This window comes from Massilia sp. PWRC2, assembly GCF_049896725.1.
Lineage (GTDB): Bacteria > Pseudomonadota > Gammaproteobacteria > Burkholderiales > Burkholderiaceae_D > JAFCUW01.
In genome coordinates this window covers 1-20249 of sequence record NZ_JAFCUW010000009.1, presented here as the reverse complement: position 1 = coordinate 20249, position 20249 = coordinate 1, and the positions used below count along the sequence as shown (strand labels likewise).

General features: G+C 62.3%; 18 protein-coding genes. 4 read left to right on the top strand and 14 right to left on the bottom strand.

What is annotated here, in order from left to right:
- Position 1 precedes the first annotated feature (1 nt).
- The 7 genes from ACP7BZ_RS17155 to ACP7BZ_RS17125 form a co-directional block, all read right to left on the bottom strand.
- Complete coding sequence (locus tag ACP7BZ_RS17155; RefSeq protein ID WP_426115341.1) at positions 2 to 1216, bottom strand: tetratricopeptide repeat protein; 1215 nt, start codon at positions 1214 to 1216, stop codon at positions 2 to 4.
- The gene (locus ACP7BZ_RS17150; protein WP_426115339.1) at positions 1213 to 2451 is read right to left on the bottom strand and encodes a hypothetical protein; all 1239 of its coding nucleotides are present in this window, start codon (positions 2449 to 2451) and stop codon (positions 1213 to 1215) included. The genes ACP7BZ_RS17155 and ACP7BZ_RS17150 overlap by 4 nt, the downstream gene beginning before the upstream one ends.
- A gap of 251 nt (positions 2452 to 2702) precedes the next feature.
- On the bottom strand, positions 2703 to 3380 hold the full coding sequence (locus tag ACP7BZ_RS17145) for a type 1 glutamine amidotransferase domain-containing protein (protein WP_426115337.1): 678 nt from the start codon (positions 3378 to 3380) through the stop codon (positions 2703 to 2705).
- Between the two features lie 76 nt (positions 3381 to 3456).
- The gene (locus ACP7BZ_RS17140; protein WP_426115335.1) at positions 3457 to 4488 is read right to left on the bottom strand and encodes an NADP-dependent oxidoreductase; all 1032 of its coding nucleotides are present in this window, start codon (positions 4486 to 4488) and stop codon (positions 3457 to 3459) included.
- A gap of 57 nt (positions 4489 to 4545) precedes the next feature.
- Complete coding sequence (locus ACP7BZ_RS17135; RefSeq protein WP_426115333.1) at positions 4546 to 5703, bottom strand: iron-containing alcohol dehydrogenase; 1158 nt, start codon at positions 5701 to 5703, stop codon at positions 4546 to 4548.
- A 68-nt stretch (positions 5704 to 5771) separates the two neighbouring features.
- Entirely contained in the window at positions 5772 to 6398 is a 627-nt protein-coding gene (locus ACP7BZ_RS17130) for a TetR/AcrR family transcriptional regulator (RefSeq protein ID WP_426115331.1), read from the bottom strand.
- Positions 6399 to 6573: 175 nt separating this feature from the next.
- A complete protein-coding gene (locus tag ACP7BZ_RS17125) occupies positions 6574 to 6843 on the bottom strand; it encodes a hypothetical protein (RefSeq protein WP_426115329.1) in 270 nt (89 codons plus the stop codon).
- 160 nt (positions 6844 to 7003) lie between these two features.
- On the opposite strand from ACP7BZ_RS17125, the gene ACP7BZ_RS17120 reads away from it, so the two are divergent.
- On the top strand, positions 7004 to 10234 hold the full coding sequence (locus tag ACP7BZ_RS17120; protein ID WP_426115327.1) for a response regulator: 3231 nt from the start codon (positions 7004 to 7006) through the stop codon (positions 10232 to 10234).
- 73 nt (positions 10235 to 10307) lie between these two features.
- Here ACP7BZ_RS17120 and ACP7BZ_RS17115 read toward each other — a convergent pair whose 3' ends face one another.
- The 4 genes from ACP7BZ_RS17115 to ACP7BZ_RS17100 all read right to left on the bottom strand — a co-directional run bounded on the left by ACP7BZ_RS17115 (position 10308) and on the right by ACP7BZ_RS17100 (position 13724).
- On the bottom strand, positions 10308 to 10946 hold the full coding sequence (locus ACP7BZ_RS17115) for an NAD(P)H-dependent oxidoreductase (protein WP_426115325.1): 639 nt from the start codon (positions 10944 to 10946) through the stop codon (positions 10308 to 10310).
- A gap of 429 nt (positions 10947 to 11375) precedes the next feature.
- Positions 11376 to 12167, bottom strand: a complete 792-nt coding sequence (gene aqpZ, locus ACP7BZ_RS17110; protein ID WP_426115322.1) for an aquaporin Z — start codon at positions 12165 to 12167, stop codon at positions 11376 to 11378.
- Positions 12168 to 12196: 29 nt separating this feature from the next.
- On the bottom strand, positions 12197 to 13003 hold the full coding sequence (locus ACP7BZ_RS17105) for a mechanosensitive ion channel family protein (protein WP_426115319.1): 807 nt from the start codon (positions 13001 to 13003) through the stop codon (positions 12197 to 12199).
- Positions 13004 to 13145: 142 nt separating this feature from the next.
- Positions 13146 to 13724 (bottom strand): hypothetical protein, encoded by a 579-nt coding sequence (locus ACP7BZ_RS17100; protein WP_426115317.1) that lies wholly within the window; start codon positions 13722 to 13724, stop codon positions 13146 to 13148.
- A 123-nt stretch (positions 13725 to 13847) separates the two neighbouring features.
- Here ACP7BZ_RS17100 and ACP7BZ_RS17095 point away from each other — a divergent pair, with 123 nt between their 5' ends.
- Positions 13848 to 14954 carry a hypothetical protein gene (locus ACP7BZ_RS17095; RefSeq protein ID WP_426115316.1) on the top strand — a complete coding sequence of 369 codons (1107 nt, stop codon included), beginning with the start codon at positions 13848 to 13850 and terminating at the stop codon, positions 14952 to 14954.
- Between the two features lie 18 nt (positions 14955 to 14972).
- Here the strand turns inward: ACP7BZ_RS17095 and ACP7BZ_RS17090 are convergent, their stop codons facing one another.
- Positions 14973 to 15668 (bottom strand): SDR family NAD(P)-dependent oxidoreductase, encoded by a 696-nt coding sequence (locus ACP7BZ_RS17090; protein WP_426115752.1) that lies wholly within the window; start codon positions 15666 to 15668, stop codon positions 14973 to 14975.
- 169 nt (positions 15669 to 15837) lie between these two features.
- Between ACP7BZ_RS17090 and ACP7BZ_RS17085 the strand changes: the two genes are divergently transcribed.
- Positions 15838 to 17598: an Eco57I restriction-modification methylase domain-containing protein gene (locus ACP7BZ_RS17085; RefSeq protein WP_426115314.1), complete on the top strand. Its 1761-nt coding sequence runs from the start codon at positions 15838 to 15840 to the stop codon at positions 17596 to 17598.
- 37 nt (positions 17599 to 17635) lie between these two features.
- Here the strand turns inward: ACP7BZ_RS17085 and ACP7BZ_RS17080 are convergent, their stop codons facing one another.
- Together ACP7BZ_RS17080 and ACP7BZ_RS17075 are read right to left on the bottom strand one after the other, a co-directional pair.
- Positions 17636 to 18037: a hypothetical protein gene (locus tag ACP7BZ_RS17080; protein WP_426115312.1), complete on the bottom strand. Its 402-nt coding sequence runs from the start codon at positions 18035 to 18037 to the stop codon at positions 17636 to 17638.
- Positions 18038 to 18750: 713 nt separating this feature from the next.
- Entirely contained in the window at positions 18751 to 19512 is a 762-nt protein-coding gene (locus ACP7BZ_RS17075) for an ice-binding family protein (protein WP_426115310.1), read from the bottom strand.
- 444 nt (positions 19513 to 19956) lie between these two features.
- On the opposite strand from ACP7BZ_RS17075, the gene ACP7BZ_RS17070 reads away from it, so the two are divergent.
- Positions 19957 to 20249: transposase (locus ACP7BZ_RS17070; RefSeq protein WP_426115308.1), on the top strand; the 293-nt coding region annotated here is incomplete at its 3' end.

Genomic DNA, 20249 nt, shown 5'->3' with positions numbered 1-20249 from the left:
CTCATATCGTTGGGGTACTTCGAGAAATAATCGCTTCAAACGGTGGGGGTACCGCGTTGCGATTCCATACCTCGTCGCCGGGCTTTCCCGGCGCCGCTCCGGTATAGTTGGTAAATATCATTCGGTAGTCGCAGCGCAGCGCAAAGCGCTCCGGTGCCAGCAAGGCCTGCCGCAGCACGCTGCGCTGGGCGTAGCCATCGGCCCCTTGCGCGCAGGCGTAAAAACTGAGGCGGTCCACCAGGTAAGTCAAGCCAGTGCAGGCCAGCGGCAGGCCCTGCCCCGCTGCCTTTATAAACCCTTGCTGTGCCTCGGCGTGGTGACCTTGGCGGGCACACAGCTCGGCCAGCAGGATGGTCAGGTCTGGCTGCGCGCCACACTGCTCTGCCAGCGCAGCGATGGATTGCTCAGCGTCGCTCAGTTCGCCGGTGCGCAGCAGCACATAGGCAGCGGCGATGGCGGCAAATGGATGGCTGTTGGCAATGTCCAGGACGTCGGCCACGTGCAGCGTTCCGGCCACGCCGATCGCTTCGCTCAAGGCACCGTTCGAGCGCAGGGCGATCAGTTGATCGATCAGGGGTACATTGAGCAGCATGGTGATGCGTGGCCGCGCGGCATCGGGCTGGCGCAGCACCGACACCGTGCAGCCGGGCGGTACCAGGATGTGCCATGGCGGCGCGCCGCTCTGCAGCAACTGCATGGTCAGACTGATCTGCCCGCGGTTGGTCAGGCTGAGTCCTTGCGCATGCGTTGCCAGTTCGGTTGGCGACAGGTCGTGCAGATTGATTTCATCGACCGGCTGGCAGCCCAGGAAGTCGGAGGTGCCGCGAAACAGGCACATGAACACGGCGCTGGCGCGATCGGCTGAGCGCTGGCGCGCCGCCTGTGCTGGCGCGCGCCCGGCAACAGCGACACTGGCCGTCGTTTGCGTGGCATTGCGCAGCAGCGCCAGCAACTTGCTGGTGGCGGCTTCACTGACGGCGCCGTCGTGCCCGATCTCCAGGGGTGCCACCAGCCTGGTACCGGTCGGCAATCCAATGTTTGCCATGTAGGCGCCGGCGGGCAGCGCTTGCTGGCCTGCCATGCGGCCATGCTCGATGAGCGTGGCGAGCGATGACCTGCCCATCAGGACTGCCTCGGCGTCGCGAATCTCAACGGGCGCGTGTTTCAACGCGCTGTACAGATTGCTGTCGCCGAGACCTTGTTCGAGGACACTCATGGACTGGCTCGCTGAAAATGGAGTGGGAAATCGAACGACGGCGGCATCACTGACACCGGTTCGCTGGGATAGTTGTGGTAAGGCGGCTTCGGGTGGGCACTGAAGTCGCCACCGATGAAGTAGTAACCGGCATCCTGGGTAAATGCGCAGGGCGAGCTGAGCGGCGGCTCAATCACACGGACCTTCGACGGATCCTGCACCACCGCCAGGGTGATCGACACCAGTTTTGCCGCCTCCAGCGGCGCCAGCATCAGTACGCACGGCACTTGCGGGGTACCGTCGATGGCGCAAATCTGCAGCGTCACCGCCTTCGCATTGAAGTTTTCGATGGTGAAGGTGCGGGCGTCATCGCCGTAGTCGCGGTTGAACGCCTGGTTCATCTGTGCCATCGCGTCATACAGCTTGGTGGCCGTCACATACCAGCCGGCAGTGCCATCGGGGTGACGCAATTTTTCGGCGCCCATGCCGCCCAGGCAGGCCAGCAGATCCCTGCCGAACCGGGTTTGCGCGCCTTTGATCGCCCAGCCGGGGTAACCGGGCGCTGCCGCATGGAAGATCGGTGCGCTGCGGTCATCCTTACCGTGCAGTTCGACGTCGAACACGGTGGGCGAGTAGTGGCCCTCGAATCGGTTCAATTTGGGCATATCCAGGCGGCAGGCATCGATAAAATACCATTGCGTGCGGGCCAGTTCCGGCAAGCTGATGAGGTTGCCCATGCCGCCATAGATATTGCGTTCTTCGATCGTTCCCGCCAGCGGGGCGCCGAGCGGATCTTGAAAATCGTCCAGCAGTAATACCGTGGCGTCCTTGGTGCGCTGCATGCCGTGCCCGCCAAAATAAAACCAGGTGACGTTGGCGCGCGACGTCGCGGCGGCGTTGCGCCAGGCGTGGGCAGCGGCGCGCACGTTCATAAAGTTGGCTGCGGGAAGCTGCGCCAGCGCTGCTTCCCGCGCGATCTCCGCGGCTGCCGGTGAGGCCAGCAAGCGAATCGACTTGAGGGGAACGGACAGCCTGTCGCGGTTGTTGATCAGCCACTGGGCCAGGTCCCATGCCGTGCGGGCCGGCGCTGCCAGCTCGGCAATGTTGAAGGCCGGCGGCGCAGCGCCATCACCGTCACTGCTGGCGCTGGCACCCCCGCTGCCGTATCGATAGTGATCGACACCGACGAGCAGCGCATGCAAGCCGATGTCGACCTGCGGGTCTTGCCAATACAGCAGGGGGTCTGCGGTTGCCATGACGACGGTCTTCCACACGCATGTGACGAAAAGAGCAGACTCATCTTTCCAAATTGCAACATTCAATAATGTGAATTTAGTCGTTCGTCACAAATGACGTTTGATTTCGCTCAAATTAAGTTAACGATTTTTTATGGGAGATCAAGGCAGCGCAGCGCAATACGGCCTCTACAAATGGAAACGCCCACTGCGCGGTGGGCGTGGTGCATGTGCGCGCGTGCACGGGCGATCCCGTGCACGGTGGCGGCGGATCAGGCCAGCAGCTTGATCAGCGCGTGCGCGCCGGCTTCCGACGACGCCGGGTTCTGGCCGGTGATTAACAAGCCATCGGTGAGCACATACGATGCCCAGTCGGCGCCTTTCGAATACACGCCGCCGTTTTCCTTGAGCATGTCTTCAACCAGGAAAGGGACGACAGCGGTCAGGCCGACGGCATCTTCTTCCGTGTTGGTAAAACCGGTGACCTGCTTGCCCTTGACCAGCGGCGCGCCGTCGGCGGCTTTGACGTGGCGCAGCACGCCAGGCGCGTGGCAGACGGCGGCAACCGGCTTGCCGGCGCCGATCATCGCTTCGATCAGGGCGATCGAGTCGCGGTCTTCAGCCAGGTCCCACAGCGGGCCGTGGCCGCCCGGGTAGAACACGGCGTCGAAGTCGGCTGCCTTGACGGTGGCCAGCTTGATGGTGGCCGCCAGTGCCGCCTGGGCGGCGCTATCGGCCTTGAAACGGCGGGTGGCGTCCGTCTGCGCATCGGGCTCATCGCTTTTTGGGTCGAGCGGCGGCTGGCCGCCCAGCGGCGAGGCCAGGGTAAGGGTGGCGCCGGCGTCTTTCAGCGTGTAATACGGGGCGGCGAATTCTTCCAGCCAGAAGCCGGTTTTTTTGCCAGTGTTGCCCAGTTGGTCGTGCGAGGTCAGTACCATCAATACATTCATGTGTTGCTCCTGTGGGTGAATTTGGTCGTTGTTTCGTCGTTGTTTCGTCGTTGCTTCGTCGTTGCTTCATCGTCGTTTAGTCACTGGCAAGGCGGATCACCAGCTTGCCGAAGTTTTTGCCTTCGAGCAGGCCGCTGAAGGCTTGCGGCGCATTTTCGAGGCCATCGACGATGTCTTCGCGGAACTTGATCTTGCCATCCCTGAGCCAGGCGCTCATCTGGGCGTGGAATTCGCCGAAGCGCGCGCCATAATCGTCAAAAATAATAAAGCCCTGCATGCGGATGCGCTTGGTCAAGATGGTGCGGGTCAGCAGGCCCAGGCGGTCCGGGCCAGCGGGCAGGGCGGTGGCGTTGTAATTGGCAATCTGGCCGCAGACGGGCACGCGGGCCTTGCTGTTTAGTAGCGGCAGCACGGCATCGAACACGGCGCCGCCGACGTTTTCAAAATACACGTCGATGCCGGCCGGGCAGGCCGCTGCCAGCTGGGCGGCGAAATCGGCGGCACGGTGGTCGATGCAGGCGTCAAAGCCCAGTTCGTCGACCACGTAGCGGCACTTGTCGGCGCCACCGGCAATGCCGACCACGCGCGCGCCTTTGAGACGGGCGATCTGGCCCACCAGCGAGCCGACCGCGCCGCTGGCGGCGGCCACCACCACCGTCTCGCCGGCGGCCGGCTGGCCGATGTCGAGCAAGCCCATGTAGGCGGTAAAACCGGGCATGCCCAGCACGCCCAGCGCGCGCACGGCATGGCCATCGTCGGCCAGCACGGTCAGGCCGGTGCCGTCCGACAGCGCGTAATCCTGCCAGCCGCTGTACGAGAGCACCAGCTGGCCGACGGCAAAGCCGGCATGGCGCGAGGCGACCACGCGGGCGACGGTGGCGCCGACCATCACCGCACCGACCGCCACCGGCGCGGCGTACGACGGCGCGTCGCTGATGCGCCCGCGCATATACGGATCGAGCGAGAGCAGCACGGTGCGCAGCAGCAGCTGGCCTTCCTGCGGCGCGGGCAGCGCCGTTTCGGTCAGAGAGAAGGTGGCGGCGTCGGGTGCGCCGTGCGGGCGTTGTTGCAGCACGATGCTGCGGTTGCGGTCAGCGGTTTGTGGCATGGCATGTCCTTGTGCGGTTGGGGGAACGGCGCTTGCTTGCGCTGGCGTGCGCTGGCCTTACAGCGCGGTTTCAAGAATGGTGCGGCTGCGGGCCAGGTTGACGTCGCCGTGTTCGCCCAGCGCCGTCATGCCGTGCGCTTCGAGCTGGGCCAGCACGTCATTGATGGCCTGCGCCCCCAGCCCGTAGGCGGACAAACGGGTGGGAATGCCAACGCTTTCAAAAAAGGTGCGGGTGGCGGCGATGGCGGCGTCGATGCGCGCATCGTCGCTGCCGCTGCTGATACCCCACACGCGCTGGCCATATTGAAGCAGCTTCGCCCGTTTGCTGTCGCGCTGTACGTGGAGCAGGGCAGGCAGCACGATGGCCAGCGTGCGGGCGTGGTCGATGTCATACAGCGCCGTCAGTTCGTGGCCGATCATGTGAGTGGCCCAGTCTTGCGGCACGCCGGCACCGATCAGGCCATTGAGCGCCAGGGTGGCAGTCCACATCAGATTGCTGCGGCTGGCATAGTCGGTCGGTTCGGCCAGCACTTGCGGGGCGATCTCGACCAGCGTTTGCAGCAGGCCCTCGGCAAAACGGTCTTGCGGCAGGGCCTGGACCGGGTAGGTCAGGTATTGCTCGACGATGTGGACGAACGCATCGACCACGCCATTGGCCACCTGTTTGACTGGCAGCGTGTAGGTCTTGGTGGGGTCGAGTACGGAAAACTGCGGGTACACGTGGGCGCTGCTAAATGGCAGCTTGGTGTGGCTGGCCTTGTGCGTGATGACCGAGCCGTTGTTCATTTCCGAGCCGGTGGCTGGCAAGGTCAAGACGGTGCCGAACGGCAGCGCGCCGCTGACGCTGGCGCCGCCGGTGAGCATGATGTCCCACGGATCACCCTGGTGATGGGCGGCGGCGGCCACAAACTTGGTGCCGTCGATGACCGAGCCGCCGCCGACGGCGAGCAGGAAGTCGATCTTTTCGCTGCGCACTTGCGCCACGGCCCGCATCAAGGTCTCAAAGCTGGGATTCGGTTCGATGCCGCCAAATTCCTGCACCGCGCGCTGGCCCAGGGCCTTGCGCACTTCGGTCAGGGTGCCGGTTTTTTCGGCGCTGGCGCCGCCAAACAGGATCAAGACGCGCGCTGTCGGCGGTACCAGGTCGGACAGCGCAGCGATGGTGTCGGCACCGAAAACGATGCGGGTGGGATTGTAAAAGTTAAAATTCTGCATGCTTGCTCCTGTATTAGACTGGTCGTCTATAAAATGATCAAAAAATTGGTGGGGACAGCGCTGGTTGCTTATTGGCGGCTAGCGCCGGCGCGAATCAGGTCGCCCTCCGCCAGGCCCAGCAGAGTGCGGGTGGTGCGGGTGGCGCCGTGCAGCGCGCTCGGTTCGCGCCGCAGCTTGGTCAGCAAGGCCGCGCCCAGCCACATTTCGTACAGTGCCAGCGCGGTGTGCTGTGCTGGTGCGGCGGCGCCGATCGAGCCATCGGCCTGGCCTTCGTTGATGCAGGCAGCGAGCCGTTGCACGATCTGGTTGGTGCCATTTAGCAGCGCGGCGCGCATGGCTTCGGACATGTCGGCCACTTCACCGCTGAGCTTGACTACCAGGCACTTGCAGCCGGCGCATTCATCGCCCGATTCAGCCAGCCAGCCAGCCCAGTAGCGCATCAGGCGCGCCGCTGCCGGCGTGCCGTTGGCGGCCAGCATGGTGTCGAGGTCGGCCAGATAGGCGTTGACGTAGTCGTGGAGCATGGCCTCGCCAAACAGTTCCTTCGATTTGAAGTAGTGATAGAACGATCCCTTGGGTACGCCGGCCGCCGACAGGATTTCATTGAGCCCGACGGCGCTATAGCCCTTGCCCGTGATGATGGCTTTACCGGTGTCGAGAATGTGCTGGCGTACGCTGGATGGGTCAGTGCTCATGGCAAGCAGTATAGCTGAAATTAGACCAGTCGTCTTGTGGTGGCTTGACGACACAATGCCGGCCTCGTATCAGCGCGATGGAGGGGGTGTTGTAGATCGTTCAGAAAGTTGACATTCACAGTCTAGCTAGTCAGATTAAATAATGCTAATGTGTAACTATCGGTCAGGCCTTCTGTCAAAAAAGTTGCACAGACCCTTGCAACGCAGCCACTGCGTTTCGCCACCGCCACGCACCTGTGCGGGCGACAGGGCGGCGCTGGTAGTTCTCGGCAGTTGCCGCCTTCGCGTGATCGCGGCGGCAATTGCGCATGGTGGCAGCCAAAAACAAGCTCGCTACCGCACCAAGTCGATATTCGCCCTCCGCCATCATGGCGCCCTTGGCAAGCTGGTTTGCTCGGGTGCGCAGGATGTTGTTTGCCATGTCACTTTCAAAGTCGGTGTGCATGTTCCTTGCTGGCGCCGCGATCCGTCGACACATTCGCATTCAACGAGGCGGCCGCGCATCCCTGCTGCCGTAGTAGCGCGGCGCTGCGATTGCACCGCGCCACTGACAGAGAAAACCACCACCGCGCGCCACCGTGCCGCAGCAGTCATGGAGACGGCACTTGAAATTTCTTCCAATGGAGTCGCCCGACCGCGTGCCGACCACGCCGATTATTCGCTTGAGCATGCTGCGGCAATCGTTTCAGGCGAAGCTGATGCTGATGCTGCTGTTGCCAATCCTGGCAATCTGGAGCGTTGTACTATTTGTGTCGGCGTCGATGCTTCAGCGCCAGCAGAACTTTGTCGGTGAGCAGCAAGTATCGGCGGCCACGCTGCAAGCGGCCGACCTCAACGAAAAGATCGGCGATCGCTTCGCTGTGCTGGCGGGCTATGCCAGTGGGCTCGATGCGCGCCGCTTGAGCGAGCCAGGCTATGCGACCGATTATCTGCGCCATCGCAGCTCGCTTACCCCCCTGTTTTCCGGTGGGGCCGTCATTTTTGACCGCGCGGGAACGGCGCTGGGCGATTTTCCCGTGGTGCCGGGACGCACGGGCGCTCACTATGCGGACCGCGAATTTCTGCAGCGCTTGTTTGCCACCGGCAAGGCGACGATCAGCCAGCCATTCGTCGGCCGCCCTGTCAACGGGCTGAGAATGAGCATGTGTGTGCCGATTGCCGGCGCCAGCGAGGCCATTGTGGGAGCATTGTGCGGTAACTTCGACATGCGATCGAACAATTTTCTGGGTCGCCTGTCCGATCAAACAACCATGGGCAATAACGGCTTTTTTCTGATTCGAACCAGCGACCGCCTGTTGATCGCCTCCACCGATCGTCGCCGGCTGATGGCGCCCTTGCCGGACACTCCTTTGGTCCAGCAATTAATTATGGGTAAGGGAAATGCCTTTGTAGCAAACAACGTCGACGGCGTTGAAAAACTGTATGCCAGCGTGGCGGTGCCGGTGGCCGGCTGGGCGCTGGTGCTGGGCTTGCCCACCAAGATCGCTTATGCCCCGGTGCGGACGAGCGTGCTCGAGCTCAAGCTGGCGGCACTGGCGGCATCGCTGCTGGTGATTGTGTCCGCCTTTCTATTAACCCGACGGATGGTGCGGCCGATTCTGCGCGCAGGACTGCGGATGGACGCGATGTCGAGCGGCCGTGAAGCGCTGCAACATGTGGACGAGACGGGAGACAGCGAAATTCGCGGCTTGCTGACCAGTTTTAATCGGCTCAGCGACAGCGTGATCCGTCAGCAGACCGAGTTGCACCAAGAACGCAATGCGCTGTTGGTGGCCAAGGATGCACTGCGGCAGCTCAACCAGGAGCTCGAGACCAAGGTGGCGCAGCGCTCGCACAAGCTGCTCGAATTGAACGCGCTGCTCAATGAAGTGCTCGAAATGCTGCCGTTTGGGGTGCTGGTATTAAACCGGCAGCAGCAGGTAACCCTTCGCAACAAGCTGATCGGCACCTTGCTGTCCTATCCCGATGCCACGCAGGGCGCGATGCCGTTGCAGTTTGAAGACTGGCTGCGCTTCACGCATGCGAGGGGCGACTTTCCCGATGAAACATTGGACGAGGTACTGCAACGCCATCGCGGCTACATGGAGGCGCGGCAGCCGGTCTGTTTCGAGCGGCAGCAGGGCAATGGCCTGTACCTGGAAATTCGCAGCCAGCCGCTGGAGAACCAATGGACGCTGCTGACCTACACCGATATCACCGCCCATAAGCAGGCAGAGCAAGCCCTGCATGCCGCCCTCAGTGTGGCCGAGGCGGCGACCATCGCCAAGGGTGCCTTCATTGCCAATGTGAGCCACGAAATTCGCACGCCGATGAACGCCATCCTGGGCCTGTCCTATCTGCTCGAGGGCACAGCCTTGCCCGATGATGCGCACGACATGGTGGTCAAAATGCGCATGGCGGGTACTTCGCTGCTGGGCATACTCAACGATGTGCTCGATTTTTCCAAGATCGATTCGGGCAAACTGGACATCCAGTCCAGCCCATTTCGTCTCGGCGACGTGCTCGACAACCTGGCCACCATCATGTCGGCCAGCGCGCAGGAAAAAGACCTCGAGCTGATCATTGCTGCCACGCCCGACGGTACCGGCCAGTTGATCGGCGATTCGCTGCGCCTCGAACAGGTGCTGATCAATCTGGCCGGCAATGCCATCAAGTTCACTGAACAGGGCCGGGTAGCACTGGCCATCCGCAAGGTGTTTGACAAGGGCGACACCGTGGGCCTGCGCTTTAGCGTGCACGATACGGGCATTGGCATCGCGCTGGACAAGCAGACCGATATTTTTTCTGAATTTTCCCAGGCCGATGGCTGGACCAGCCGCAAATACGGCGGCACCGGACTGGGACTGACCATCAGTCGCCGTCTGGTGGCGGCGATGGGAGGCGAGCTCCATATCAGCAGCGCACTTGGCCATGGCAGCGAATTCTGGTTCGAATTGCGCTTCCAGCGCGCCCAGGATACCTGGGTCGCCACGCCCGAGATGGCCTGCTTGTCGGTGCTGATCGCCGACGACAATGCGGTGGCGCGCGAAGCGCTGCATGGCGTCGTTGACGCCCTCGGCTGGACCGCCGCCACCTTCACGTCGGGCGATGACGCGGTGGCGCACCTGGCAGCGCAGCAGGCCGACAGCCAGCCCCATGATGTCTTATTGCTGGACTATAAGATGCCCGGTAAAAACGGCCTGCAAACGGCGCAGGCCGCGCGCCACACGTTTGCCGATGGCAGCAAGCCGATCGTCATCCTGGTGACGGCATTTACCAGCCGGGCCTTGCTGCATCATCCGCAAGTTGAACTGGCTGATGCCATCCTGCACAAGCCGGTGACCTCCTCGGCGCTCTACAACGCGGTGTCGCGGGCCATGCAAGCGCGCAATGGAAGTCCGGCGCAACGGCCCGGCCATGTTGCCATGCGGCTGGCCGGTTTGCGCTTGCTGGTGGTCGATGACAGTGAGCTCAACTGCGAGGTCGCCAAGCGCATCTTTGCGGCCGAGGGCGCCCAGGTGGCGCAGGCAAGCAACGGCCAGCAAGCGGTTGACTGGCTGCACGTGCACGGCGCGACGGTCGATGTTGTGCTGATGGATGTGCAAATGCCGGTGCTCAATGGCTATGAAGCGACGCGAGAAATTCGGCGCCTGCCCGCGCTGGCCAACCTGCCCATCGTGGCGCTGACCGCGGGGGCCTTTGTCGATCAGCAGGCGCTGGCCAGCGAGGCTGGCATGAACGGCTTTCTGTCCAAACCGTTTGATGTGGAGGCGGCGATCGCACTCATCCGTGATGTCACCAACTATGCCGTGCGGCCGGCGATGGCGCAGCACGAGGCGCTGCGTGCGTCGGCATAGTCGCTGCAATGGTTGCTATTGCGGTGAGCTGCGCGGCGGGCGCCAGCAGCGGCGCCCGCTTTGACTGCGGCGTTTACGCCAGTTCGGTGACGAACTGGGCGCGTGAACGACGGATTTTTTTCAGGTCGACCAGCCAGTCGCCTTCGTCTGCACGATAGCCAAGTGGCAAGATGATGACGGAACGCAGGCCGCGCTGCGCCAGGCCCAGGATCTCATCGACCTTGGCCGGGTCGAAGCCCTCCATGGGGGTCGAATCGACGTGCTGCTCGGCCGCTGCGATCAGTGCGCTGCCCAGGCCAATGTAAGCCTGGCGGGCGGCGTGCTGGTAGTTGGTTTCGGCATCGCGCTGCGGATAGGAGTTGAGCAACTGCTGGCGGTAGGCTTCCCAGCCAGGATTGACCGTGCCGCGTTCGGTGTTGACCAAGTCAAACATTTCATTGATGCGCGCTGCGGTGTAGTTGTCCCAGGCGGCAAACACCAGCAGGTGCGAGCACTCGGTCACCTGGGCCTGGTTCCAGGCGACGGCCTGAATTTGTGCGCGCAGTGCCGGGTTGGTGACGACCAGCAGTTCGTAGGGTTGCAGGCCGCTCGAACTGGCCGTCAGGCGCACTGCTTCGAGGATGTGCTCAATTTTTTCTTGTGGCACAACTTTGGCCGGGTTCATCTTCTTGGTGGCGTAGCGCCAGTGTAATGCTTGCATCAGATCGGACATGGAAGCTCTTTCATAATGAGGAGAAATTAGGGCCTCCCATTTTAGCTGACTGTACAATTTTACGTTGCCAGGCGGCTATATTGAGCCGGGCCGCAGTCTCTGCGGCGGCAGGCCTGCCCGTCCATCGTGTCGCAACAGCTGGCGGTGACGGGCATGCACGACCGGCCGAGCGCGCATGGCGCCCCGCCGCGACCGTCTTTGCTCTCTTTTTAATTGGCAATGCCAGGCAACGGTGTCCGCGGCGGCGCTGGACCAGCGGACTGAATTTTGGGGGGGCGATCGCGGCAGGCCTGCCCAGCCCCGACTGAGGCGGTCGCGCCGACCGGCGCTGCTCGCGCGAGGTCGTTGGCGGCGTCACCTCAGGCGCGCAGCTGGTAGAAGGTGGCTGGTGTCGGATCAGCCGATCAGCCGATCCGAGGCGCACGCGAATCAAGCACCAGGATTGAGGTCCTGTCGCTGGCCGCTGTTGCCGCGCACCTGTCGCTGGCGACGCTCGGCGTGGCCGGGCGGGCGTGGATTGGTGACCACGGGTGCCGCTTTCCCGGCGCCGATGCTGCGGTACATCGCAGCGCCCAGCATGGCGCCGGCGATGGGCGCCACCCAGAATAGCCAGAGCTGGGCGATGGCCCAGTCGCCCACATAGACTGCCACGGCGGTGCTGCGCGCGGGGTTGACCGAGGTATTGGTCACGGGAATGCTAATCAAGTGTATCAGGGTCAGCGCGAAGCCGATGGCAATGGGGGCGAAGCCCGGCGGCGCGCGCTGGTCGGTGGCGCCCAGGATGATGAGCAGGAAGAAGGTCGTCATGACCACTTCGCTGAGCAGCGCCGCCGTCATCGAATAACCTCCCGGCGAATGGGCGCCATAGCCGTTCGTTGCAAAACCACTGGCGACCTGAAAGCCGGGAGCGCCGCTGGCGATGAGGTACAACACGCCGCCGGCAGCAACGCCGCCAGCTACCTGCGCGATGATGTAAGGCAGCAGTTTGTTAGCGGGAAAGCGCCCGCCCGCCCACAGGCCGACCGACACCGCCGGGTTCAAGTGGCAGCCGGAGATGGGGCCGATGGCGTAGGCCATCGTCAGCACGCTCAAGCCGAAGGCGAGGGCAACCCCATGCAAGCCGATGCCCACTTGCGGAAACGTGGCAGCGAGCACGGCGCTGCCGCAGCCGCCCATCACCAGCCAAAAGGTACCAAGAAACTCTGCGCCACAGGATTTCATGAATACTCCTCGTTGGAACGATGGCGGGCTTATTTCATTACGCTGCCGCCGCGGCGATCGGCGGACAGCGAACGTCGTTCGATGCCAGCTTGCCGACGCAGCAGGTCGATGTCACCGGTGGCGTCGTCGCCCGCGCGCCGCAGTTGTCCCGCATTGGCCGTGCCCTGTTCGTACCATTTGCGCAGCAGGCCGGCTGCCGTGTCGCGCCCGCCCAGTCCGAACGACAGGCCCAGCGCCAGCGCCACGGCGCCGGCAGCGGCCATCAGCAAGATATTGATGAGCGAGGTGCCAATGCCGACCTGATTAATGGCCACCATGATGGCGAACGTCCAGACGGCGACCCTGGCGACCCTGGCCAGCAGCGCAGGGCGGTCCAACCCGCCCTCCGCTGCGCTGCCGAGAACGAGCTTGCTCACGGTATTTGCCGCGATACCGCCAATGACCAGCACGACCAGCGCGACCACCAGATTTGGTAGCCACATCAATAGTTGGTGCAGAATGGCGGAGACGGCCGGCAGACCCAGCGCGTCGAACGCGACGACCAGCACCATCAAGCGCACGAACCACTTGCTGACGATGCCGATGGCGCTGGCCGCATCGTGCTGCATATTGCTTTTTTGGATGAACCCAACCAGGCCAGCGCGTTCGGCCAGCACGTTAAAGCGCACCGCGCGCAGCGCTGTTACCACGGCTTTTTCTATCAGCGAAGCGATCATCCAGCCGACGATCAAGATGATGGCGAAGCCGATGAGGCGGGGGACGGCAACAAAGAACATTGAAGCTGCCCCGGTCAGCGACGCGATCAGCGCATCGCTCCAATTCGTTAGTTGCTGCATGGTGCCTCCCAAATCGTCTGGTGTGTGGTCCGGCGTGTGGTGTGGTGTAGATAGGCTGCAGAAAGTAAGCGCATCATGAAGACTTTAGCGGCTCCCTGGGTAAGACAGCGCAGGCGGTGCGGGGTTCCCTGAAATTGATCTTCTACTGTGCGGCTTGATCGGCGTGGTGGCCAGCCGTCGCCCGTGCCACCACGCGAATCCGCGCGCCTTGCAAGTTGTTGAACGATTTGATGCGGCCCAGCAGGGGCCACCAGTCGTACAGAAAAATTTGTACGGGCCGCCACATCGCCACCCAGCCGATGATGGTCAGGCTTTCGCGGGCAATGCTGCGCGCCGTGCCCTGGCCCGGTGATGTCAATGCTTCGGCCGCCAGCAGGCAGCCGGCGACGAATAGCAGGCCGATGACGAGGCTGATACGGCCGTGTCGCAACAGCAGGCGCAATTCTGCCCGCTCGAGTGTGGCCTTGTCGCCGAAATGATGGTGAATGGCGTCTTCGATCAGTTCGCTTGCGGCTTCTGCGCAGTCGACTTCGCCCACTTCGATGGTCAGCTGCAGCCGACAGCCCGAGGGCAGCGGCAGCGCCCAGCGTTCGATGTAAGACTCGGTCGAATGGGCCAGGTCCTTGGTCAGAAACGGTGACGGATCGAGCGCGTTGAACAGCTGATCGAGCTTGTCGACGCGCAGTGCAAGCGTTGCCAGGGGAGGGTGGCCAAGTGTCATATCTGTATAGAGTAACCCAAGCGCCGCCGGCGCGCGCACGCACACGCACAACCCGGTGCCGACCGCGCCGCAGCGCGCTATGATGGCAGCACAGCTCCCGCGCACCTGGTGCCAGCGTCCCGGATGAAGCCGCCCACGCACTCTGTCGTTTGTAGCAGCGATGCCGCCAGCAAGAGCGCCGAGGCGCGGGTGCGCAAGCAGTTCAATGCGCGCATCAAAAAACTCGAGGCCTTGCGGCTGCAACTGGCTGTCTGGAAAGAGGCGATACCGGCCCTGCACAGTCGTGCCGAGCGCGAGTTACGGCCCCTGGAACAGGCTTTGGCTGTGCAACAGCGGGCCTTGCTGATGCTGTTCGATCAGGCCAGCCGCCACGCCATGCTGAGCGAGCGCGAACAGGCCAGCTTGAGCGAGGCGATCTGTGAGACGGCGCGCGCTATCCTTGCCGAGCACGACGACCCGGAAGTCATGCAGATCTATCAGCAGCACAGTGGCAGCGACGGCGCTGCCGACATCTGCACCGCCGACGACGCCTTCAGGACCATGGTCGAGACAGCGTTGGGCGCGCCACTCGAGGACGGCATCGATGCGCGCTCGCCGGAAGCCCTGCTGGCAGCATTGGCGGCGCAAATGCAGCAGCGTGCCGGGCAGTCAGGACGGGCCGGCCCGCGCCCCGCCCCGCGGCCGCCGAGCGCCAGTGCGCTGGCGCGCCAGGCGGCCGAAGCGCTCAAGCTGAAACAGTCGGTGCGCGATATCTATCGCAAGCTGGTCAGTCAATTGCATCCGGACCGCGAGCGCGATCCGCGCGAGCGGGCCCGCAAGACCGCCCTGATGCAGCGGGTGAATGTGGCGAATGCCGCCAATGATTTGCTTGGTCTGCTCGAGCTGCAGCTCGAAGTTGAACAGAACGGTCAGGCCGGTCTGGACCGGCTCAGCGTCGATCAAATCAAGCAGTACGTCAAGATTCTCGATGGCCAGCTGTGCGATATTGCGCGCGAAATCGACCTCTACATCTTCGGCGTCAGCGTGCCGGTGGACGCAGCGGCGATGCAGCGGCCGACGCCCCGATCGCTCGAGAGTAACCTCAACGCCGATATTGCCAGGGCCAGGCGCTGCCTGAATGCCATCACGGTCCAGCTCGAAAATTTTCAGGACCTCAAAAAGCTGAAAATGTGGCTCAAGCGCTATCAGCCCGCCCCCCGCTTTGGCTTTGGCGAGCGCCACTTATTTTAAGCGGCCCCGGGCCTGCTGCTACCAGGGCAGTTCGGCACCGTCATAGGAGCGAAAGGCGCCGCTGTCAGCGGGCGTGAGGGTGTCGAGCACGCGCAGCATGTCGGCGGCGGCGACGCTGGCGGGGCGGCCGATGCTGTCGCCGCGAAACGGGCGCGACAGGCGCGAGTTGACCGTGCCCGGGTGTAAGGCGACCAGCACGCTGCGCGGCTGATTGCGCGCCACTTCGATGGCGGCCGTCTTGATCAGCATATTGAGCGCCGCTTTTGACGCGCGGTAGCTGTACCAGCCGCCGAGCCGGTTGTCGCCGATGCTGCCCACCTTCGCCGACAGCATGGCCATGATGGCCCGTTCGCTGTCGAGCAGCGGCACGAAGTAGCGCAGCGCCAGCGCCGGCCCAAAGGTGTTGGCCTGGAAGGTGGCGTGCATCTGCGCGTAATGCAGGTCGGCGAGCCGTTTTTCGGGCATGAAGTCTTCGCTGTGCAGCAGGCCGGCGGCATTGATAATCAGATGGAAGCGGGGGCCGGCCGCGAGCTCGTTGGCCGCATGGGCGACGCTGTGTTCGTGGGCAAAGTCGAGGTGCGGTGGTAGCTGGCGCTGCAGGCCGGTCACCGAGGCGCAGCGTGGCGATGCGCTGAGCAACTCGACGAACGCTGCGCCTATGGTTCCCGAGGCGCCGATCACCAAGGCATGGAACTGGTCTGGAAGGCTGGACATCATGCTTGGCTGCTCCGTTCACAAATGAAGGCAAAGCCCGATCATGCACCCAGATTGCCGTTCGCGCTCGTGTGGCGTAATAAACAGCGTTTCATGCCATGTCATTGCAGCGCTGGCGGCGGCGGGCAGCCCATGCGCGGCGCTGACGCTTTCGCGTAAAATTAAAGCAATGAATAGCCCACCTCACCTCGATGTCGCCAGCGGTCCGCGTCGCCGCTACGGCGAGGTGACGCAGCAGAAGTCGTCCGGCGCTACCTATACACCGATGGCGTTTGCTGCGTTTGTCGCCGACCACATGGTGCAGGTGGCGCAGTTGCCCGACACTGGCCCCATTCGCATCCTTGATCCCGCATGCGGCGATGGTGCCTTGCTGCACGCCTTGATTGCGCGCTTGCCGGCCGCCGTCAGAAGCCGTATCGACGTGCTCGCTTACGATATCGATGGTCCCGCCCTGCAAGCGGCCGGACTGCGCTTGCGCACCCATTTTCCTGGCTTGGCGGTGCGCCTTGAGCAGCAGGATTTTCTGCTCCGCGTGATCGAATTGCAGGGCCGCAGCCAGCCGGCCGCAGCAACGCTGGCACCGTTCCACCTGGTCATTGCCAATCCACCGTATGTGCGCACGCAGATCATCGGCGCTCAGCAGGCCCAGCAACTGGCGCGCAATTTCGGTCTGACCGGCAGGGTCGACCTCTACTACCCGTTTTTGCTGGGCATCTCTGCAGTGCTGGCGGAAAACGGCGTGGCTGGCGTGATCACGTCAAATCGCTTCATGACCACGCGCTCGGGCAAAGCGGTACGGCGGGCCCTGCTGTCGCGTTTCCGGCTGCTGCAGGCGTGGGATCTGGGCGACACCAAACTGTTCGGTGCGGCCGTGTTGCCGTCGCTGCTCATCGCCCGCGGCAGCGCTGATGCGCACTCAGCCCACACTGACGGCGTCCGCTATTCGTCGATTTATGCGACCCGTGACGCCGCCAGCGCGAACGTCGCCGATGCGCTCACCGCCTTGCGCGTTGACGACGACACCGTCGTTGCACTGGCTGACGGCCGCCGTTTTCGCGTGCGTCACGGCCTGCTTGACAATGGCGGTGACGCCGAAGGCACCTGGCGCGTCGCCACCGGGGCAACCGATCACTGGTTAGCAACCGTCGCCGCCCATACCTGGGATACCTTCAGGCGAATTGGAAAAATCCGGGTGGGTGTCAAATCGACGGCCGACAAAGTATTTGTGCGCAGCGACTGGAACGCGCTCGCTGGTGGCCGGCCCGAACTGCTGCGCCCGTTGATCACGCGACAATGCGCGCGCCGCTTCAAGGCGGCAGTGCCGGCCAGGGCCAGTCATATCAAGGAAATACTCTACCCGCATGAGTCGGTCGGACAGGGCCGCGCCGCGGTCGATCTGTCGCTTTACCCGCGCGCGGCGCGCTACCTGGCGGCACACCGCGACACCTTGAGCGCACGCAGCTATCTGATCGACGCCGGCCGTCAATGGTATGAGCTATGGGTGCCGCACAACCCGGCCGCCTGGCCATTGCCGAAGATCGTCTTTCCCGACATTGCCGACAAGCCGATTTTTTGGATCGACACCGATGGCGGCGTGGTCAACGGCGAGTGTTACTGGCTGCAGTGTGACGACGCCGCCGAACAGGACCTGCTGTGGCTGGCGATCGCGGTTGGCAACTCGACCTTCATCGAACGGTTTTACGATCACCGCTTCAATAACAAGCTGTATGCGGGACGGCGGCGTTTTATCACCCAGTACGTCGAGCTGTTTCCGCTGCCCGATCCCTTGCTCGAGGCATCGAAAGCGATCATCGCCATGGCCAAATTAATCCATGCGAAAACCCCATCCAGGCAGGCCGACCAGCTGGCGCTCAAGCTCGATGGACTGGTCTGGCGGGCCTTCGGACTCGAAGCGGCGGCGGCCCGCTGATTCAGCAACGCAGTCGGCGGCGCTGCGATCCGTGTTTTTATTTGACGATATCGTATTCGCGTGTATCGACGACCTTGTTGTCGATGGCAATCGCCACGCGGTAGTGGCCAGGCTCAAAATCGGCCGCTGGAATTCGCCAAAACAGGCGGAACGGGCTTTTTTTGAATCGCATGTCGGCCTTGCGGATCGCCACCACTTTGTTATCGGCATACCAGGTCCAATTGACTTCATGCATGCCGGCATCCGCCACCAACGGGTCCCATTTCACATGCGTGATCACGACCAGAGCGCCACTTTGGCGGATTTCGTTCATCGGGATTTCATCGAAGCCGTAGCCACCGTGCGCGCTCGTCACCAGGCCATTATCGATGGTCATCTGGTCAACGCCAATGGTCGAACAGCCTTGCAGTGCACCGATGATGGTGAAACCCAGCAGCATTCTTTTCATTATGGACTACCTTCCCCAGTGGCTTAAATGTTACGTCGTGATCGACAGTGATTTAAAATAATAAATCAGTACTCCCTGTAACGTAAGTCGTCCTTCTAGTGTATACCGGATATTATTTTAGTTGCAAGTACGAAATATCATTCGATACTCTGCTACGGTGACGGACATTTCCTGCGTCTCGCAGTAACTCACTTACAGCGGGAAACGAATAGCGCCGGCGCGCGCCGTAGTAACGCTTCTTTTTTAACGCTTATTTTTAACGTTTATTTTTAACGTTTATTTTTAACGTCCCAGCGGCGTCGGTTGGGGCGAATTTTTTGATTCATCCGATCGGCTTATTTTTGCGGATGTGAGCAAATCTGGCTGCACGATGGACGAAAAAAAACCAGTCGAACACGGGTGGTTTTTGTATTCCTGGTGGTGCGGGTTAAATGCACCTCGTTATACACATCTTTTTTCGCTCAACGCCAATTGAACCCGGAGCGGAGACTTTCGTGAAGTTTTGCCTAAAAATTGGGCAAAAAGTGGGGATTTTGTATCAAATGCACCAATTCTGCGTCCGTCGCCATGCCCGTGATGCCCAGGAAATTCGGCTGCAAGTCATTGATTTTATTAGTGAAAAAAGATGTGTATAACGATATGGGTTAAATGGCCTCAGACGACCGCCCGGCTGTTTGGCAGGCCCGCGTGACAGGCCTGCGGGACTAAGGCGCTGGCTGGGTGATACTGTTTTTCTCTAGGGTCACTGCGGTTTGGGCCAGCAGGCGTCCATTGACGGATGCACCGGTCTTGACGGCGACCAGTGTCTTGGCCAGTACCACCCCTTCGAAGTGGGCGGTGGTGCCGATCGACACCGCGCCGGCCGATTGCCAGAAGACGTTTTTGGCGAGGGCGCCGCCAGTGAGCGTGACGCGGGTGGCGTTGGCCTGCTCGATACCGCCGGAAACCTGGAAAATCCAGACGGTATTGGGGCCGCCGGCCAGGGTGACATCGGTCGAAATCTTGACATTGGTGCCCCATTTATACAGGCCTGGCACCAGCGTCCTGCCACCGATTTCGCCCGAACCGAGCTCGGTAAAGTCGGGGCGGCTGCGGCCGGCCGCATCGTTGTAGGCCGCTTCCATGTCACTCACTGCCGAAGTGAGCAAGGTCGCTGCCGTGATACTGCAGGGCAGCGGACCGGCGGCATCGACGGTGTAGAGGATGCCGGCGGCGATCTCGCCACAGGTCAGGCCGATTGCCGCGCCGGTGATTGGGCTGGTGCCGACGTCGCCGTTAATGACCGAGGCATACACATCGGTGATGCCGGTTTTGCTCAACAGCGCAAAGGTGGCCGCAGAGCCGAGCTTGACCGGTGACTGCACATGCGACGACGGGCCCGCGCTCGCTACCAGCGGTGCCACCAGCAGAGCGCTTACGATCGTGGCCAGCAGGATGGCGTGTGGCGTGGTCTGGAATCGGTTCATGGTGCTTCCTTTGTCGTGGTTGCGGATCCAGTGCCTGGTTTTTCAGGACAGCCTGGAGGCGCCGGCGCTGTGGCCGTTGGCTATGCAGCTGGTTATACAGTTCCGCCCAGCAATGCATGCGTGCGTTGGCGCGCTTAGTTACAAGAGTTACACATGAAGCTGCGTGTAGCGGCGCCGCCATCGGCGCAGGGACCGGGAAAACCCGGCGCGCAGGCCTGGTTTTTATATGTTGGTGGCCCGGGGCGCAACTGAACAGCCCGCGAAACCCAGTAGTGGCAAGGGTTTGCCGGATTTTTGCGGGCAAAGTTGCCCAACCCAGTTGCCCCCGATATCAAAAGTCTCATTTATTCGATTCACGAACTCGCGCTTCCATCAAAGTTATACGTCACAAGTCAGGGCAGCCTCTAAAACCAAGTGCAACACCCTTTGCTGTAAGGTGCTGCCATGCCGAAAATCTATACCCATCTGACGACACAGGAGCGCGCCGTCGTGATGACCATGCGGGACGACCAGTGCAGTATCCGATCCATTGCTAAGCGCCTTGGCCGTGCTCCCAGTTCGATCAGTCGCGAACTTCACCGTGCGCCCGGTGGCAATGCCTACGATGCCAACCTGGCCCATTTGCAGAGCGGCGCGCGCCGTGTCGCACCGCGCCGCCTACCGAAACTCCACGCCGATGGCGTGCTGTTCCAAGTGGTGCGCCACTATCTGAAGGAACTCTGGTCGCCCCAGCAAAT